The following is an 18,202-nucleotide window of genomic DNA, read 5'->3' on the forward strand; positions in this document are numbered from 1 at the left end:
ATCCCCTGAACTGCACGCGCTTGATTTAGGGGGATTTCTATTGATTGCTATGATTTTGTTTTTATTACTATTTTTCAGACTAAAGCGGTGATGGCTTGCCGGGCATTACAAAGAGAGACAGGCTGATTCGGTTTGATGATGATCGATGTTTTAGCGTTTTATGAAATAGTAGTGATACTGCTGCCGTGTATTATCTGATCGTGTTACGTGGTGAACTGCCATAACTTAAAGTAACTGTAAGTGCTTCGGTGTTGTTGTGTATCATTGTTTAAGTGCGGGCTGGGGGTGTTTAAGATTTGATTGCGAATGAAGGTCATAACGTGCATTCAAATAACAGACCGTGGCATTTTGCGAGCTGAGTGGTGCATCTTCATGGCACGCCCAGTTTAGGCTGGGAATGTGACGGGGGATCATGGACACCAGATCTTGCTGCAGCTTTTCTATGTCAAGGTGAACCTCGATTTCGAGCATTTCACGGTGAACCAGTTGATGGTTATTGGCTTGAACCAGCTCAATACGTAATAAGTGCTTACCACTACTGATCACCGAGTAACCTGCCAGGTAGTAATCCGGACGGACCATCTCGATAAGTGTGATGATTTCGGATGGCAAGTTGCAGCTCTGCGTGATTACGGCGGGCAGGACAGTAAACCCGTACGATGCGTAAAGTGATAATCCTTGTATCAGCGCGTCATGCAGACTGTGGGTATCTATTTCTTTATTAATATGAAAAGGCAGCAGGGCGATTGAGCATTGGCCGGGATTTGATTCAGTCAGTGCAATGCTGGCGACAGGGCGGCAAAAACGATAGCCTTTACCATAAACGGTATCAATATAACGATTGTTTTTGTCTTCAAAAAGTGCTTTGCGTAAGGCATAAATACACCGGGTCAGGGATTCGTCGCTGACCTCCAGGCTGGACCATGCGTAATCTAATAATTTATCCTTGGTGACTAATTCGCCTGCATATTCTAATAGCATGGTCAGAACGGCCAGTTCTTTGGGCGGGATATTGACCTGCTGCTCTTTGTATTGAAGTACACCATCTGTTTGTAAAACAAAATCACCGAAAGTGTATTTTGTATTTGGATATGTCATTTGCTTGTTTCCTTTATATATACGCTTTGTAAACCGATTCCCTTTTTTTAAAGGTATGCCGTAACCTGTATTTTTTTATTATTGCGGGGAGAGGCGCCAATTTGGTGCGAGTATAAGAAGTGAAAGTATGTGTAACTATGAGAAAAATCCTATCTAAATGATAGGAGGAAGGAGGTTTGTTTTTTTGGGGGAAAGAGGCTCTAGCGTTTATTGCATATGAATAGTAGAAGGGGTATATATTCTAATGGAATAATTTAATGATAAATTAATGATTTTTATAAGGGTTTTTAGGTATATTTTGCTTGCTTTTTTTGCCTGTATTGTGGTTTATCCCAATAAAGTGAAGCAGGGCAGGATGACTCTTTTTATTGAAAAGTAATAGAATGTGAATATTTTTATGAAGAATAAATGTGAAAAAAGCCATAAAAATAAGGTGTTTAATTTAATGTTATTGTGTTGGTTTTGAGGTAGCTCACTATTTTTTTACTAAGAATATTCTGTATTTATCAAGTCGGATCTGATTATTAACCGGCTTAATGGGCAATAAATAGTAATTATTAATTTTTTTATGCTTTTGGAATGTATTGAATAGGTGCGGGTTTATTGTTTTAAGGGGAAGGGGCAAGAGCTGAGGATTAGACTGCTTTCTTTAATTTGTGATTGTGTTTTTAGATAGATATTTTGCTGTTGTATGAAAGAGCAACTTGCTTATGAAGGCGAATGCTAATTTGCTCTGCTCTTTCTGCCAGGTACAGATAATCGTAGGGGAGGATTTAATCAGAGCAGTCCCGATGCTTATTTATATTTTTTCAGCCCGGCACACATTAATGTATCGGGCGAGTGTATTGCCCTCTTGCCCGGCTAATCCACGCAAAGCCCCGGGCCAAGATTGCCGGATTTCACTTCGGCATAGCAGCCAAAGGGCATGTTGTCCTTCTGGCAAAGTCCTGTTTGTTGACCATCTTCTGATCGAGCCGTGCCCAGATCGGCCAGGCATTTTCCCTGGCAGTCTGATTTGTTCTGGCAGATTTTTCCGGCATCAGCATAGGGCTTTACGCAGAGTAAGTGGCCCATGATGCCACCTTGTTTCATTTCACCCCCCTCTTTAATACAGATGGCAGCCTGGCTTATGGAGGTGGCGGGGGGCGATGCTGTGCAGGCGCCAAGCAGCAAGGCAATGATCAGGTAGTTTAATCTTTGCATTTTCAGCTCCTTTATTGAGTCTGATTATAAAAAGACGATAGCCAGAATTTTTAACGGCAAGAAATACAAAGCGTGCAGTATTTATATACAGAGGAAAGGCTGAGCTTTTTATATTAACTCTGAGATTTCAGGGGGCTCAGAAAGTGGGTGGCAAGTTGTAATGTGAGGCGGGCCTGTTATTTGAGCCGTGCTGATTACTCACGGCTCATGTCACTTTCAGATGTTGCAGCTTGGGGCTGCGCTTAGTTCCAGTGTTTCGCATAGCGCCAGGAAGCGCTCCAGCTTGTTGCTGCGGATCAGTACGATTTGCATCTCATCATTCAGTGGTTTGCTGAAATTCACCAGTGTGTAGGCCGGGGCCAGCTCTTTCTGGATCAGGGCAAGGGCATCGGCATTGCTGAGCTCTTTTAGTGCAGTGGCAGCCAAGTCAAGCTCGCCCTCTCCAAAAGCGTCTTCAATTTGTGCATAAAGCGCATCAGCTTGTTTGGCGCGGAAAATCAGCCCGCCTTCCAGCTGCTCGATCATGACCCACTCCCAAAGTGGGATCGCAAAATGGGCTTGGTAAGCACTTTCTTTATCATTTGCCAGATAGGCTTCTGCATCTTTTTCGGCTTTGAGCACTTCTGTACTCATGGCCATGATGTCGTTTTGCTCCAGCCCGCCATCGGCGATTAGGTCAAAAAATTCGGTGATATGGGTTTGATTCATTGGGTAATCCTGATTAGGGCTTCTTTACAAACGATCACTTTCTGTAAGAGCTTATGCTGTATTTAAAAATACTTCTGCCTTAGGGGCGAGGTGATTTTGCCTGCGCTTTTTTGCGTAAAATTAATTGCTGTTGAGTGGCCCATTAATAAATGCTTTCGGCGCTACAACAGCGCCGAAGGTCAGATGATAAAGGGATTTTAGCTTTAATGCTTAGTCTCGTTGCCGCGCATTATTTAAATAGATTAGAAAACTTGTTACCACTGACTAATCAGGTGTCTGTGAGTGTTTTTAAAAATGTGACTAAATCTGCTTTCTGCTTTGTCAAAGGTGAGTGCGTAACCCTGGTCCCAGTGGCTGTCGCTGGCAATTATTGCTCTTTAAAATTTTGCCAGAGCCATAATTGATAGCCCGCAGCTTGTTCAGCAATGCGGCTATTCTGGTGCGTAATAGCGTAAATTGCCCAGTCGTATTGAATGAGCAGGTATGGGGGCGCTGCCGCCTCCGCCCCCGCTACAGGCACTTAATGTCAGGAGCAAGATCAGTTTAAAGCTGTTTGTATATTTGTCTGGAGGCATTGAGTTGCTCCTTCGAGTGAGCCGCATTGCTGCTGATCTTCATATATTAAAAATAAGCATCTGATGCTCTGCTTGATGGTGTACAGGAGGTTGACGTGCTTGGATCGAGTTTAAGATAACGTCATTTAAGTTGCCGTTTTGCATCGCAGATATTAGGTAATATTGCCGATTGGCAAGGTGGTTTTTTTACCCAGTGTATTTTGCTTAGGTCATGAGTTTCGTGGAAACAAATGCTTTATTAGAAATACCAAGGATGCTTTATTGAGTTTAGTTAACTTGAAAATGGCATAAATACTGGATATGAGTAAGCCCGGCCAGGCTTTGAGTTCTTTACGCTTGATTTTGTTATGTAAGTTTTTTCTCTCTTTTTCTGTTGTTTGTGTTATTGCAGTTTTACTCCCCCAATGGTTAGACCTATCTTGACAGCGCTAAATCATGCTGAAAAACTGCTGGCAAACAGAGTAAGAATTGCTTAGTTAAAATAGAAAGGGAATTTTATGTTTAAAGTAAAAGGTTTGCTGATTGCAGCTTCTGTAGCCGCGATGTTGTCTGCTTGCTATGTGGTGCCGATTCAGCCTGCTACCGCGGGTGCAGGCCCGTCGCCGCGTCAGCCGTCACAGGTTGTGATAACGGAAGTTGTTGCACCACGTCTTGTGTATACCGCAAGACTTTATCCTACCAATGACGCGGCTGCTCCTATCGGCCGGATTGTTGGCACAATCAGCAACTTTGAAAAAGGCCGTGGCGAATTTGCTTTTGATGCAGGTAAAGAATCATATACCGGTGAGGCTACCCGTGCTCCGGGCTCTTCCAAGGGCAATGCAAATGCGGTGGGCAATAAAGGCGGTTATGCTAAATGTGATTACAGTATGAGTAGTGCAGAGTTGGGCGCAGGCACTTGTACTTTCTCGAACGGCGCGCGTTTTGATTTGCATATCTCGATTTAGTCGTATAACCCAGCGATGCTTTTTTATGGGCAGGCATCGTTGGGTCTTGTCAGGTTTCAGGATTGCCTGACAGAGGCGAAACGCAAATGTGGCATCTGGTCACTTTAATAAGCGCTGTTGCTTACAATTGGTTTTGCCTTGCCTGAGTTTCAAATACACCGCCACGGCTGTCGTCTTCGCTGTGTAATCTTGCCTGATGCTGGGCCTGCCTGTGCGGCGGTTCGGCGCGAATGATTGCTGCCTGGCTACGGTTTTAGCTCATCTCATTCTTCTTATTTTGGCAGCTGCTTTGGCGCTCTGCTGATTTCTTGTCAGGCATCACGGTATAAGCCATCAAAAACAGTGGGCCAGGGCCTAAATACCTCGATATCAATTGCCGTTTTAAATATAAGAATGGCCCCCAACCCTATTGCTTTTGGCTAAGGCATGCCTAATCAATTTATCGCTATTTTTCAATAACTAGAAAGGGTATGCCTGCCAGAGGAGGCCTGGACGGGCTATGTATCTGCTGAGATTTTTGCAAGGGATGAGGGCAATTATAAATACCGTGCGCTGTGTTTCTCCGGTTTCAAGTATTATGCTCTGCAAAGTAACCTTGGCACTGGCTGCTCAATGGTTTTTTTACGACTTTCTGTCTGATGAGGTTTGAGCTGGGGCAGGGGTGTGTTTGTGTGATCGGCTATGTTTTTTATTGCGAAATAATTTAGAAATAACTACGTAAGTATTGCTTCCCCTTTAAACCAGGGGGCTAAATCTGGGAGTACTGTTTTATGAGTATGACAACTGAATCTATTGGTAGCATTCCGCGATCGGCTAAATTGCAGCACGCACTGTCTTTGTATGATCAAGGTCAGTTAAGTGAAGCCGAAATGGAGCTCTTTTACGATGAAGCCGTAAAAGACACGATCATGAATCTGGAGGCGGTTGGCTCGCCAGTGCTAAGCGACGGAGAGCAGCGTAAAACACATAGCTTTGCAACCTATGGGGTTGAGGGCGATAAAAATATGGCAGCAGATGGCTTATGCATTCCGTTTCATGACGGGCATGTTCGTCAGCTGCCCCGCTTAACCCGGGGACCGTTCCGCTTTGCCAGGTTTGCATATGAAGCAATCCCTCTGGCTCGTCAGTACACCCAGAAACCTTTTAAGCAAGCCATTATTTCTGCTTCGGCATTGAGTTTGTTTTACCCGGAGCAAGGTATTGCAGACTATCCGCGTGAGCAGTTTGTGGCTGATTTGCTGGCTGAGCAGGAAAAAGAAATCCGTGGCTGTTTTGCTCAGGGGGCAAGTAAAGTGCAGCTCGATTTTACCGAGGGGCGGCTTTCGGTAAAGCTGGATCCCAGCGGGCAAATTTTACGCAGTTTTATTGATATCAATAATATGCTGCTGGATCGGTTCAGCCCTGAAGAGCGGCAAAAAATTGGTATTCATACTTGCGCGGGAAGTGATCATGATTCCACTCATAGTGCGGATGTGGATTATGCCGAATTATTACCTAGTCTGTTTGAAATAAAGGCGGGATGTTTTTATATTGCGCTGGCTTGCGAGAAAGATCCGGAAAGAGTGTTGAAAATCATTCAACAGTACCGTAAGCCTGATCAGGTGATTTTTGTGGGGGTCATTGACGTGATTAATCCAGAAATCGAAACGGCCCAGATAGTGTGCGACAGAGTATTACAGGCTGCACGTTATATTCCGCATCCCTATTTGGCAACAACAGATGATTGCGGCTTTTCGCCTTTTTGCGATGACACCAGTACCAGCCGTGAAGCTGCATTTGCCAAAATTGCAGCCCGCATCGAAGGCACTGCACTTGCTGCACGTCAGTTAGGCATTGCCTGATATCGTGAAGTTACTGAGCTATTCGTCATTTGATCAGGCTGGCTGCTTGCTGGATTGGAATCCTCTTTTTGCAGAAGAGTTTGCTGGTGTTAAGCTGCAGCCAGGCATGACGATTGACTACATTTTGATGCAAAGTCAGGGTAGTGTTTTGTCTTGTGATCCGGGCTTGTTTTCTTATGTGAATGGTGTGTTTTCGGTGGTGGGGGATGTGCAACCTACGAGCCAGGGATTATTTGTACGGGTAGCGCAATTAAACCGTTTTTCAAGCGCTGATCAGGCCGGTTTACTACGCTCTGCTGCAATGCAAATGTCCAATACCATTGCGGCAGAAAGAGCCAGTCAGGAAGAAGCATTAAGGCGGGCTAAAAACGAAGCGGATGCGGCAAATCAGGCAAAAAGTCAGTTTCTGGCGACCATGAGTCATGAAATTCGTACCCCGCTTAACGGCATTTTGGGTATGGCACAACTGCTTTTACTGGATGATCTGGAGAAAGAAGAGCGGCTGAGTTATGCCCGGATTATTTCAAAGTCGGGTCAGAGTTTACTGACACTACTTAACGATATTCTGGATTTATCCAAGGTAGAGGCGGGTAAATTCGAGCTTGATCTGTCTTTTTTTGAGCCGGAAAAACTGATTGATGATGTGCTTTCTTTGTTTTACTACAGTTTTAAGCAAAAAAATATTAGCGTAAGCAGAAGCTGGCGGCAGGAAAAAGATCCTCCACGTTATCTGGGTGATGCACTTCGCTTGCGGCAAATGCTTTCTAATCTGCTGGGCAACGCTGTGAAATTTACAGAGTCCGGCGAAGTGTTTGTAGAGGCTTACGTCAGCCAGCGCGAGAGTGATCACGCCATGCTGATGTTTAAAGTCTATGACTCTGGAATTGGGATTAGTCCGGAGCAGCAGCTGGCGCTATTTTTGCCTTTTTCTCAGATCGATAATGGCAATACGCGCAAATATGGTGGCAGCGGGCTTGGGCTGTCGATTGTGCGAGAGCTGGCGGGGCTGATGCATGGCGAGGTAGGGGTCGAAAGCGAAGTTGGAAAAGGCTCTTGTTTTTGGTTTTGTATCCGGGTAGGGGTGGATTTGTCCGAGCCGGCCCCTCTATCTCCGGTTCCGCTTCGTCAAAGTCTTAGCGCCCAGCATGGGCTCTCTATCTTGGCGGTGGATGATAATCCGCTTAATTTAACTGTTATCAAAACTATTTTGTCCAAACTGGGTTTTACGGTTATACAGGCTCAAGATGGCCGGGAGGCTGTTCGCCTGATTGCCGAGGGTACAGCACCTGCCATTATTTTTATGGATTGCCAGATGCCGGATATTGATGGCTTTGAGGCAACTCGCCAGATTCGCCAGATGGAAGCTTCGCTCCGGAGCCCCCGCACTCCCATTATTGCCTTAAGTGCGGGGGTGTTTGAGCAGGATCGTCAGCAGTGCCTTGATGCAGGCATGGATGATTTTCTTGCCAAGCCTATCAATATCGAAGTATTACAAAATACGCTGGAAAAATGGTTAACGGTATAAATACTGAGCTATCCCTGTGGGGGAGTAAAAAGCCTGGCAAGGTGCTGATTAATTCTGTTTTTTTACTTTCTTTCAGGCGGGAGTCTGCTATTTTCCCCTGGATTTTTGGTAAAAATATTCGGGGTGCTGCTCTAATTTGCACTTTTTAAATGTTGTGAATTCTGGCCTAATCAGCAGGCTGCGTGGTATAAGCTGAATGATTAAAATCTGACAGAAATCATAATGAATTTGCGGGAATTGGCTCAGCTACTGGATTTGTCGCCAACGACAGTGAGCCGGGCTTTAAATGGCTTTTCTGATGTAAGTGAAAAGACGAGGCTAAGGGTAGCAGTAGCAGCAGAGCAGCATGGCTACCGGCCCAACAGTACGGCCAGGAAACTGGCGCTAGGACGCACCGATTGTGTGGGTATGATTTATCCGCTGCAGCCCAATGATTTAAACGACCCGGTTTTTCACGCCATTGTTGGTGGAATGACTGACCAGTTTAATGATGCGGGCCTCGATCTGATGTTGATCTCGGCAGATAATCATAACGAGCTGCAAACTTATCAGCGTATTACTGCAGGGCATCGGGTAGACGGGCTGATTGTGGCGCGGACCTGTGTATTTGATGAGCGCTTGCGTTATTTGCAATCATGTCAGTTTCCTTTTGTGGCGCATGGTCGCTCACAGATGGATGCACCCTATCCTTGGTTTGATTACGATAATGAAGCAGGTACACGCGCCGCAGTAGAGCGTCTGCTGGCTCTGGGGCATCGCCGGATTGCCCTGATTTCAGCTCCTTTGACACTTAATTTTGCCATGCAGCGCAAGCAGGGGTTTATCGCTGCCATGCAGGCTGCGAGTGTAGTGATCGATCCGGGTTTACTACAGGAAGGCGCTCTCACCGCCCTAGCGGGCGAGGCCTTGATGCATCGTTTACTAAAGCAAAGCCAGCGGCCAACTGCTGTGGTGGTAGATAACAACCTGGCGGCGATGGGGGTATTGTCTGCTTTGCGGCAGAAGGATCTTCAGGCGGGTACAGATATTTCACTGATCGTGTTTGGCGGGGTTGCACCAGAGCTGGCCATGGGGCAGAACATTACGGCTATTCGCCAGCCCGATCCTCGGGAAGCGGGGGTAATGCTGGCTTCGCTGATGCTGGCTCGGCTGAAAGGAGAAAACCCGGAATCATTGCAAATGCTCTGGCCAACCCAGCTGCAGCCGGGCACAAGTGATCAGGCATGTTTGATTTAACTTGGGTATACCTCTTGCATGAGGCAGGTTTTGCAAGATGGATAAAGATTTTATCTCTGGGGCAAACATCGATGGTTTCTACAGGATTTAAAACTCAAATTATATTTTTTTAAAATCACCAGTCTGTGGTTTTTTTGTGAGTAGCTCTTTATTTATGGCCGGTTTTTAATGCAGGCTTGCTTTGTTAAGTGCCCGTCTTCCATTTATGGAGACGGGCATTTTTATTGCTCTGAGCTTATCTGGAAGCACAATAAACAGCTATTTTGTAATACAAGGGCAATGTAAATAGGGTCATTAATTTAGTTTACATTATGTAGTGCACTAGATTAACTTACGAAAAAGCAAATCCAAACCGCTTTGGAAAACAGTATTGGATTCGTTTTTAGCACTTTCAACCCGTTCAAAACAAATAAAACAATGGGTTAAAAGTGTTTTTGATTAACCTTGGCAAGATAATTTGCTGTTTTGTAGCAATTTATTGATCTACTACAAGGTTGTTTGTTCGTTTTAGCGGCATGTCCGTACCTATCAGGGAAGAGATGAGATGAAGTTCAAATCAGTAAATCAGATTTTTGTACCGGCAAAGTTAGCATTGGCCGTTTGTGGCTTGGGTCTGGCAGCAAGTGCAGTGGCGATGCCGGTCGATTTTCATGGTTATGCACGTAGCGGCATAGGTTCGAATGCTTCAGGTGGCGGATCACAATCTTGTTTTCAGTTAGATGGTGCGGGCTCCAAGTATCGCTTAGGTAATGAGTGCGAAACTTATGCCGAGTTCGCAGTGGGCGGTAATGTTTTTGAGAAAAAAGAGACGGGTACCCGTTTCAGAGTTGAATCACGCTTGGCTGTTTCTGCTAAGCAGTTTCAGGATTGGGAAAGTGATTCAGGCAAATCTGCCGAGTTTGCTTTCCGTGAAATGTACGTTACGGCTGAAGGTGTAGGCTTGGGTGAAAGTAAGCTGTGGGCGGGTAAGCGTTTTTATGATCGCCAGGATGTGCATATCAATGACTTTTATTTCTGGGATAACTCCGGCCCCGGTGCCGGGATTGAAAATGTGGACGTGGGTTTTGCTAAATTTGCCTACGCATGGCGTCAGAATACAGTTACCACATCGGATACCAGCATTGAAAACCTGGATCGCAAAATCGGCGTATCCGGTCATGATTTCCGTTTTTCCGGTATTAAAGTCAACCCTAATGGCGAGCTGACTATCGGCCTTGATTTACGCTTTGCCAAGAAAGCCGACAAAGATCAGGGTAAGGCCACCGACGGTGTGGGACTTAATCTGATGCACACTCAAAATGCTGTTTTTGGTGGCTTTAATAAGATTGCTCTGCAATACGCCAAGGGCAATATCTCCAGCTTTGCTGGGGGGTATCCGAACGTAAATGCTGATTCGGGCGACAAAGCCTACCGCGTGGTTGAGCAGCTAATGTGGCAACCGGAAAACAGCCGCTACTCCGGCATGATGGCGGCCATCTGGCAAAAAACAGATCCGGCAGCAGAGGGTGCAGGTCAGACCTGGATGTCGTTTGGTGTGCGCCCGACCTATATGTTTACCGATAATCTTGGTGCGGCGATTGAAGTGGGCTACGACCGCGTTAAGCCTGAAGAGGGCGATGCGCGCAATCTCTTAAAAACTACTGCGGCATTTCTGGTGCAGCCGGAAAAAGGCTTCTGGAGCCGCCCGCAACTGCGCTTTTTTGCAACCTATGCCAAGTGGAACCGAGCTGCACAGGAAGCCGCTGGCTTGGCGGTTAATAACCCGCTATCGGCTAATGGCCCGTTCGGTACCGATAGAAGTGGTTTTACCTTTGGCGCTCAGGCCGAAGTGTGGTGGTAAGTTGTACTGGCTAAGTCTTAAATAAGATTTAAGTGCTAAGTCAGCCTGGTTAGTGTTTTTCAGGCTGGCTTAGCGTGTTGAACCCCTCTTTTAAATGGATTGAGTCATGTCCAAGATCGATCATGAATGGTGGCGTGGAGCTGTCATCTATCAGGTTTATCCACGCAGCTTTGCAGATGCCAATGCCGATGGCGTAGGCGATTTACAAGGTTTGCTTGGCAAATTGCCCTATATCGCGGCTCTGGGGGTGGATGCGGTCTGGATTAGTCCGTTTTTTAAATCACCCATGAAAGATTTTGGCTACGACGTGACTGATTATTGTCAGGTTGATCCGCTGTTTGGCTCGCTGGCTGATTTTGATGCGGTGCTGGCTAAAGCGCATCAATTGGGCTTAAAAGTGATGATCGATCAGGTGCTCTCGCACACTTCGGATCAAAATGCCTGGTTTGTAGATAGCCGCCTGAGCCGCACAGGCGACAAGGCCGACTGGTATGTGTGGGCTGATGCCAAGGCCGATGGCTCTGCACCTAATAATTGGCTATCTGTGTTTGGTGGTCCGGCCTGGACCTGGGACACCCGCCGTTGCCAGTATTATCTGCATAATTTTTTAAGCAGTCAGCCTGATTTAAATTTCCATTGTCCTGCCGTGCAGGATGCTATTTTAGGCACGATTCGTTTCTGGCTTGAGCGTGGTGTAGATGGCTTTCGCTTTGATGCGTGTAATTTCCATTTTCATGATCGTCAATTGCGCAATAATCCGCCCGCACAAAATAAAGATACCAAGACAGTGAGTCCGGATAATCCTTATGGCTTTCAGGCACATGTTTACGATAAATCCCAGCCAGAAAACATTGCTTTTCTAAAGCGTGTGCGTTTGCTGCTGGATGAATTTGGCGCAATGAGTGTCGGTGAAGTCGGGGATGACGATAGCCTGAAAGTAATGGCTGAATACACCGCCGGTGGTGACAAGCTTAATATGGCGTATAGCTTTAATTTGCTGACGAAAGACTTTACCGCCGCTTATATCCGTAAGCAAATTGAAGATCTGGAAAAACGCATTGGGAACGGCTGGGGTTGCTGGTCAATCGGCAATCATGACGTGATGCGCGTACTGAGTCGTTGGGGCAATAATACTCAGAATCCGCGTTTTTCACGCAGTATGCTGGCCATGCTGCTGTGTTTCAGAGGCTCTGCCTGCCTGTGGCAGGGGGATGAGCTGGGCTTGCCGGAGGCCGATATTCCGTTTGAGCTATTGCAAGATCCTTATGGCATTGCTATGTGGCCGGAATTCAAAGGCCGCGATGGTTGCCGCACACCAATGCCCTGGCAGCATGATGCTGCTGCTGCCGGTTTTAGTACCGGCGCACCTTGGTTGCCGGTGCCTGAACTGCATCAGCAGCTGGCTGTTAGCACTCAAGAGAGCGACTCTGAATCCACTTTAAATTTTTATCGTCATTTTATTAACTGGCGCAAAGCACAGGCCGTGCTCTGGCAGGGTGATATCCAGTTTATGGATGCACCCGAGCCGCTGCTGGCTTTTAGCCGCAGCTTAAATGGTGAGCGCTGGCTGTGTGTGTTTAATTTATCTGAAAGCAGTCAATCATTGCCGTGTAAAGATACGCTGACATTGCTGGCTGACGCCGGGCTGAGTGGCGCAAGCATTCAGCCAGGCGTGATTGAGTTTGATCATTGGGGCGCACTGATTGCCCGTGTAGAGGCGTAAGTCATGGCTACTGTTTCATTAAAAGGTGTTAAAAAAGCATTTTCTTCGGTGTACACCCTGCATGGCATCGATTTAGAAATCAAAGATGGGGAGTTTGTTGTGTTTGTCGGCCCGTCAGGCTGCGGTAAATCGACCTTGCTGCGTACCATCGCGGGCTTGGAAGATATTACCGATGGCGAGATGTGCATTGATGGCTTACGTGTGAATGAATTGCCACCGGTTAAACGTGGTATTTCCATGGTGTTTCAAAGCTATGCGCTTTATCCGCATATGGATGTATTTGAAAACCTCGCTTTCGGCCTGAAGCTGGCTGGTATGAAAACAGTCGAGTACACGCCGCTGGTAGAGCGGGTTGCCAAGGTCTTGCAAATCGAGCCTTTATTGCATCGCAAGCCACGTGATATGTCGGGTGGGCAGCGGCAGCGGGTAGCGATTGGCCGCGCTATTGTGCAAAAGCCTAAAGTATTTTTGTTTGATGAGCCGCTATCCAATCTGGATGCCTCGCTGCGGGTACAGATGCGTATTGAAATCGCCCGTCTGCATCGTGAACTGGGTAGTACCATGATTTATGTTACTCATGATCAGACTGAAGCGATGACGCTGGCTGATCGGATTGTGGTGCTGCGTGCCGGGCAAGTAGAGCAGGTCGGCACGCCGACCGAACTGTATTACCAGCCGGATAATCTGTTTGTTGCAGGCTTTATTGGCTCGCCAAAAATGAATACCTTAAATGCAAAAATTGCTGCTATTCAGGAAGGCCGTGTGACGGTTGTTTTGGCAGATGGTTGTCAGGTGGTGGTCACGGTGGATGCAGCAGGTGCGGGTATCGGTGATGAAGTGATCTTGGGCGTGCGCCCGGAGCATTTAAAAATCTCGGCAGCAGCGGGTAGTAATGAGCTGGCGGGTGTAACGCTGACACTTGAGCAGCTCGGTGAAGCATCCATGCTGTATCTGGATGTGCCCGGAATGCGGGATACCTTTGTGGCTCGCATGCCGGCGTTGTTTAGCTCGAAACCGGGCGAGCGTAGTGTGCTGCACTTTAAACCGGAGCATGGTTTTTTGTTTAAAGCCGATGGCAGTGCAATGCGCCGCCTTCACCCACTGGCCGAATAATCATTTGGCTTTTTAAAAATTGCAGTTTTATTCAGTCATCGCCCGGCATTTACTGGCGAAGGCTTTTCCGTATTTTTGGAGGGTTTATGAATACAACACGCCGTCAATTTGGCAAGTTTGCAGTGTCTTCCATCGCAGCTGCATTAGCGATTGCGATTTCTGGCCCCGCTTTCGCTGCAGATAAGCTGGTGATTTGGGTGAATGGTGATAAAGGTTATAAGGGCATCGAAAAGGTGGGTGCCGCCTTTACCAAGGCCACCGGGGTAGAAGTGGTGGTGGAGCATCCGGAAGATGCGCCATCTAAGTTTCAGCAATCGGCCGCTGCGGGTAAAGGCCCTGACATCTGGATCTGGCCGCATGATCGCCTGGGTGAATGGATGACCGCAGGTTTGCTTAATCCGATTACTCCTTCCAAAAAAGTACAGGCCGAGATTGACCCGCTGGCCTGGAAAGCATTCACGGTAAATGGCAAGCAGTGGGGCTACCCGATTGCCATTGAAGCGCTTGCGCTGATTTATAACAAAGACCTTGTACCCGTGCCGCCTAAGAGTTTTGATGATGTGATGGCACTGGATAAAAAACTGGCGGCGCAGGGCAAAAAAGCCATTCTGTGGGACTACGGCGAGCCTTATTTCAGCTGGCCACTGCTGGCAGCAGGCGGCGCATATGCTTTTAAACCTAAGGCTGATGGCACTTACGATGCAAAAGATGTGGGCGTCAATAATGCAGGCGCAATTGCGGGCCTGGAAACCATTAATAAAATGATTAAAACCGGCGTGATGCCAAAAAGCGCTACCTATGCAGATATGGAAGCTGGCGTAAATCAGGGCAAAATCGCCATGATGATTAATGGCCCATGGGCTTGGGATAATCTGAAAAAGAGTAAAATTAATTGGGGCGTAGCACCAATCCCAACGATTAATGGCAAGCCGGGTGCGCCTTTTGTGGGTGTATTGGGTGCGATGTTGAATCGCTCTTCCAAGAATAAAGAGCTGGCGGTGGAGTTTTTAGAAAACCATATGCTCACCGTGGCTGGTCTTAAAACCATTAACGCTGATGTGCCCTTGGGCGTTCCCGCCAATAAGGCATTCTTTAATGAGCTGAAAGCTAATCCGGCGATCCAAGCTTCGATGGAATCTGCCAAAGCAGGCCAGCCTATGCCTAATATTCCGGAAATGGGCCGCTTCTGGGCTTCATTAAAATCAGCACTGCAAAATGTCACGCAAGGCCGCCAAACGCCTAAGCAGGGTCTGGATGCCGCAGCTGCACGGATTGCCAGCAAGTAAGGGGTGGCTTGCTGCGCTTGGGTAAGGCAGCAATATTGCAAAAAAAGAGAGTTGCAGCCTGGATACAGGCTATGCCCGTGTGCTAAGAAGTGCACGGGCAGGCTCTTATCCATTCTGTATTTTTGAGCAATCTAAATCCTGGACCACAGCATTTCACAGAGAAAACTGCCGTAGTTTTATTCAAACGAGTAGCGAGATGGCTTTGTCTGAAGGTTGTCTCTCTGTTATCGTTTTTTTCTGTGGTCTAAGGTTTAGCTCTTTATCAAAACCCGTTGAATACTCAGCATTTGTTAGCTTTGCAAAGAGACACACGGTTATTTAATGGCAAGGGCGCAGCCGGGTTTTTGCGCCGAAGGAAAAATAAAATGGGCGGATTTAATATGCGCTGGCTGCTAGCTTCGCTAGGAGTGGTGCTGCTGTTGGCGGGGTTGTGGCTGCTATTGGGGGTTTATCAATCAGGCCATACACTGAGCGCCTTGGGTGGCTTGGTCATGCTGGCGGCCAGTGCCTGGGTATTTTTATCACCAAAAGCTTACGCTTACCGCTATTTATACCCCGGTGTGGCGGCTGTGCTGGTGTTTATTGTTTTTCCTGCCGTGTATACCGCAGGGATTGGTTTTACTAATTACAGCTCGACCAATTTATTGAGTTTTGATCGCGTAACAGCCTATATGCTAAGTGAAACCACTAGCGCCGCCGATGGTGCGGGCATGGCGTTTTCCTTGCATCAGTCCGGTGAGCAATACCGGCTTAAGTTCAGCGATGAAGAAGGGCAGAGCTGGGTTTCCCCTCCGGTTAAATTGCAGGACAACAAGCCGCAGCAGCTGCAATTGCAAGTAGCCGGCACTGAGGAACTTGCCGAAAAAGAATCCATTAAAACGGTGATTTCCAAACAATCAGCGCTAAAAGCATTACGGGTGACTTTGCCAAATCAGGAGCAGCCATGGCGTTTGAGCAGCCTGAGCCAGTTTTCGCCTACCCAGCTTTTGTATCATAAAAATGCTGATGGCAGTTTGAGTAACACTCAGGATGGCTCATTGATAAAGCCCAACTTTAAAACCGGCTTTTATGAAACAGCTGCAGGTGAAAGCCTGACGCCGGGCTTTAAAGTCAATGTGGGTTTTAGTAATTTCACACGGATCTTTGCAAGTGACGAGTTTCAAGGGCCAATGTTTAAAATCTTTGGCTGGACCGTACTGTTTGCTTTTCTGACCGTGATATTTACTTTTGTGGTGGGCATGGCTTTGGCGGTGCTACTGAACTGGGAAGCGCTGCGTTTTCGCGGTGTGTATCGCACGCTGCTGTTTTTGCCTTACGCCGTGCCGGGTTTTATTTCTATTCTGGTGTTCCGTGGCCTGTTTAATGAGAGCTTTGGTGAAATCAATATGGTGCTCAATGGCCTGTTCGGTTTGCGGCCGGCCTGGTTTTCCGATCCATTTAATGCCAAGGCGATGATTTTAATTGTAAACACCTGGCTGGGTTACCCTTACATTATGTTGCTTTGCTCCGGGCTGATTAAATCTATCCCCAGCGATTTATATGAAGCCTCAGCCATTAATGGCGCAGGCCCGCTGACTAATCTATTCAAAATCACCCTGCCGCTAATTTTGAAGCCGATGATGCCGCTTTTGATTGCTTCATTCGCATTTAACTTTAATAACTTTGTACTGATCAGCTTGCTAACCGATGGCCGGCCAGATTTTATTGATAGCAAAGTACCCGCAGGCACCACGGATATCCTGGTTTCCTACACCTATCGTCTGGCGTTTCAGGATTCGGGGCAGAATTTTGGTTTGGCTGCAGCCATTTCTACTGTGATTTTTGCGCTGGTGGCGGTGTTGTCGCTGATTAATCTAAGACTGACCCGTGTGAATCAAGAGGAGAAACGATAATGGCCATAGTGCTTGATCGCTCACATAAATGGCGGGTGCTGAGCGCGCATCTTGCGTTGATCGCCTTTTTGCTGCTGATTTTATTTCCGTTTTTTATGATTATTTCCATCTCGCTCAGGCCGGGCAATTTTGCGGCCGGTAGCCTGATTCCTGACACGATTAGTCTGGAGCACTGGAAGCTGGCGCTGGGCTTTAGCTACCTGGATGGCGATGGTGTTCTGATTAAGCCGCAGTTTCCTGTGCTGCTGTGGTTGTTTAACTCGGTAAAAGTGGCATTTATCAGCGCGGGGGTGATCTTGCTGCTGTCTACCAGCTGCGCCTATGCTTTTGCCCGGCTTAAATTCCACGGCCGTTTATTTGGCATGAATGCCTTGCTGCTTTTACAGATGTTCCCGGCGGTGCTGTCGCTGGTTGCCATTTACGCTATTTTTGATGAAATCGGCAACTACGTACCCTGGCTGGGCATTGATACCCATGGCAGCCTGGTATTAGCTTACGCTGGCGGTATTGCATTGCATATCTGGACCATCAAGGGTTATTTTGACACCATTCCGGTCGAGATCGAAGAAGCTGCCAGAGTAGACGGTGCTACCGCATTTCAATCGTTTCGCTATGTGTTGCTGCCGATGGCTGTGCCCATTTTGTTTGTGGTGTTCTTGCTGGCTTTTATCAGCGGTATCATTGAATACCCCGTGGCATCGGTGCTGCTGCACGAGCAGAGCAAGATGACGCTGGCGGTGGGCTCCAAGCTTTATCTTTACACCCAGAATTATCTGTGGGGTGACTTTGCCGCCGCCGCGATTTTATCTGGCTTACCTATCAGCCTGCTGTTCTTGTTTGCCCAGCGCTGGATGGTGTCCGGCCTGACTTCGGGCGGGGTGAAGGGTTAGGGCTGATTAAAACGTATGAGTAGAGCGGGTGATTTTGCTCTGCTCATATACGCCTGATCAGATTATTTTGATGTTACAACATGCCTAGTTATTCAAAAGTATTCTTCAAAAACTTCAGCCAGAACCTCTAAGCTTTTTTCTGAAAGAAAAATCATATATCTGCTAGCTAAAACGAGTGGTGCTCGATGTTACGCCGTAAATATTCTGGCGTTCACCTATTTAGCATTACAGATGATTTTAATCTCCGATCAGGTAATGGCCCCGGATATATTCGTTATTCATTAAAGAGTTAAGTGAAGTAATATGAGTTTACATTTGGCCGGAA

At 47.1% G+C, this 18,202-nt stretch carries 13 protein-coding genes; 10 read left to right on the plus strand and 3 right to left on the minus strand.

Features of this window, described 5'->3' with window-relative positions; all coding sequences use genetic code 11:
- Positions 1 to 261: 261 nt before the first annotated feature.
- The 3 genes from EJO50_RS05115 to EJO50_RS05125 all read right to left on the minus strand — a co-directional run bounded on the left by EJO50_RS05115 (position 262) and on the right by EJO50_RS05125 (position 3,009).
- Entirely contained in the window at positions 262 to 1,098 is an 837-nt protein-coding gene (locus EJO50_RS05115; RefSeq protein WP_125972099.1) for a winged helix-turn-helix domain-containing protein, read from the minus strand.
- Between the two features lie 861 nt (positions 1,099 to 1,959).
- Positions 1,960 to 2,301, minus strand: coding sequence for a hypothetical protein (locus EJO50_RS05120; protein ID WP_206434454.1), 342 nt, complete (start codon positions 2,299 to 2,301; stop codon positions 1,960 to 1,962).
- Between the two features lie 216 nt (positions 2,302 to 2,517).
- Positions 2,518 to 3,009 carry a hypothetical protein gene (locus EJO50_RS05125; RefSeq protein WP_125972101.1) on the minus strand — a complete coding sequence of 164 codons (492 nt, stop codon included), beginning with the start codon at positions 3,007 to 3,009 and terminating at the stop codon, positions 2,518 to 2,520.
- 1,072 nt (positions 3,010 to 4,081) lie between these two features.
- On the opposite strand from EJO50_RS05125, the gene EJO50_RS05130 reads away from it, so the two are divergent.
- From EJO50_RS05130 to malG, 10 genes are all read left to right on the plus strand, one after another.
- Positions 4,082 to 4,531 carry a hypothetical protein gene (locus tag EJO50_RS05130; RefSeq protein ID WP_125972103.1) on the plus strand — a complete coding sequence of 150 codons (450 nt, stop codon included), beginning with the start codon at positions 4,082 to 4,084 and terminating at the stop codon, positions 4,529 to 4,531.
- A gap of 770 nt (positions 4,532 to 5,301) precedes the next feature.
- The gene (locus EJO50_RS05135; RefSeq protein WP_125972105.1) at positions 5,302 to 6,372 is read left to right on the plus strand and encodes a uroporphyrinogen decarboxylase/cobalamine-independent methonine synthase family protein; all 1,071 of its coding nucleotides are present in this window, start codon (positions 5,302 to 5,304) and stop codon (positions 6,370 to 6,372) included.
- 4 nt (positions 6,373 to 6,376) lie between these two features.
- Positions 6,377 to 7,897, plus strand: coding sequence for a response regulator (locus tag EJO50_RS05140; protein ID WP_125972107.1), 1,521 nt, complete (start codon positions 6,377 to 6,379; stop codon positions 7,895 to 7,897).
- 222 nt (positions 7,898 to 8,119) lie between these two features.
- Positions 8,120 to 9,133 carry a substrate-binding domain-containing protein gene (locus EJO50_RS05145; protein WP_125972109.1) on the plus strand — a complete coding sequence of 338 codons (1,014 nt, stop codon included), beginning with the start codon at positions 8,120 to 8,122 and terminating at the stop codon, positions 9,131 to 9,133.
- Between the two features lie 544 nt (positions 9,134 to 9,677).
- Complete coding sequence (locus tag EJO50_RS05150; protein WP_125972111.1) at positions 9,678 to 10,973, plus strand: maltoporin; 1,296 nt, start codon at positions 9,678 to 9,680, stop codon at positions 10,971 to 10,973.
- A gap of 106 nt (positions 10,974 to 11,079) precedes the next feature.
- Positions 11,080 to 12,696 carry an alpha-glucosidase family protein gene (locus EJO50_RS05155; RefSeq protein WP_125972113.1) on the plus strand — a complete coding sequence of 539 codons (1,617 nt, stop codon included), beginning with the start codon at positions 11,080 to 11,082 and terminating at the stop codon, positions 12,694 to 12,696.
- Positions 12,697 to 12,699: 3 nt separating this feature from the next.
- On the plus strand, positions 12,700 to 13,809 hold the full coding sequence (locus tag EJO50_RS05160) for an ABC transporter ATP-binding protein (protein ID WP_125972115.1): 1,110 nt from the start codon (positions 12,700 to 12,702) through the stop codon (positions 13,807 to 13,809).
- An 86-nt stretch (positions 13,810 to 13,895) separates the two neighbouring features.
- A complete protein-coding gene (gene malE, locus EJO50_RS05165) occupies positions 13,896 to 15,095 on the plus strand; it encodes a maltose/maltodextrin ABC transporter substrate-binding protein MalE (protein WP_125972117.1) in 1,200 nt (399 codons plus the stop codon).
- A 365-nt stretch (positions 15,096 to 15,460) separates the two neighbouring features.
- On the plus strand, positions 15,461 to 16,987 hold the full coding sequence (gene malF, locus EJO50_RS05170) for a maltose ABC transporter permease MalF (protein WP_206434455.1): 1,527 nt from the start codon (positions 15,461 to 15,463) through the stop codon (positions 16,985 to 16,987).
- On the plus strand, positions 16,987 to 17,877 hold the full coding sequence (gene malG / locus EJO50_RS05175) for a maltose ABC transporter permease MalG (protein ID WP_125972119.1): 891 nt from the start codon (positions 16,987 to 16,989) through the stop codon (positions 17,875 to 17,877). The genes malF and malG overlap by 1 nt, the downstream gene beginning before the upstream one ends.
- Positions 17,878 to 18,202 lie beyond the last annotated feature (325 nt).

Source organism: Iodobacter ciconiae (genome assembly GCF_003952345.1).
GTDB lineage: Bacteria > Pseudomonadota > Gammaproteobacteria > Burkholderiales > Chitinibacteraceae > Iodobacter > Iodobacter ciconiae.

Coding starts and splice junctions, on each gene's coding strand:
- EJO50_RS05115 (WP_125972099.1), bottom strand. CDS start 1,098: ATGACATATCCAAATACAAAATACACTTTCGGTGATTTTGTTTTACAA.
- EJO50_RS05120 (WP_206434454.1), bottom strand. CDS start 2,301: ATGCAAAGATTAAACTACCTGATCATTGCCTTGCTGCTTGGCGCCTGC.
- EJO50_RS05125 (WP_125972101.1), bottom strand. CDS start 3,009: ATGAATCAAACCCATATCACCGAATTTTTTGACCTAATCGCCGATGGC.
- EJO50_RS05130 (WP_125972103.1), top strand. CDS start 4,082: ATGTTTAAAGTAAAAGGTTTGCTGATTGCAGCTTCTGTAGCCGCGATG.
- EJO50_RS05135 (WP_125972105.1), top strand. CDS start 5,302: ATGAGTATGACAACTGAATCTATTGGTAGCATTCCGCGATCGGCTAAA.
- EJO50_RS05145 (WP_125972109.1), top strand. CDS start 8,120: ATGAATTTGCGGGAATTGGCTCAGCTACTGGATTTGTCGCCAACGACA.
- EJO50_RS05150 (WP_125972111.1), top strand. CDS start 9,678: ATGAAGTTCAAATCAGTAAATCAGATTTTTGTACCGGCAAAGTTAGCA.
- EJO50_RS05155 (WP_125972113.1), top strand. CDS start 11,080: ATGTCCAAGATCGATCATGAATGGTGGCGTGGAGCTGTCATCTATCAG.
- EJO50_RS05160 (WP_125972115.1), top strand. CDS start 12,700: ATGGCTACTGTTTCATTAAAAGGTGTTAAAAAAGCATTTTCTTCGGTG.
- malE (WP_125972117.1), top strand. CDS start 13,896: ATGAATACAACACGCCGTCAATTTGGCAAGTTTGCAGTGTCTTCCATC.
- malF (WP_206434455.1), top strand. CDS start 15,461: ATGGGCGGATTTAATATGCGCTGGCTGCTAGCTTCGCTAGGAGTGGTG.
- malG (WP_125972119.1), top strand. CDS start 16,987: ATGGCCATAGTGCTTGATCGCTCACATAAATGGCGGGTGCTGAGCGCG.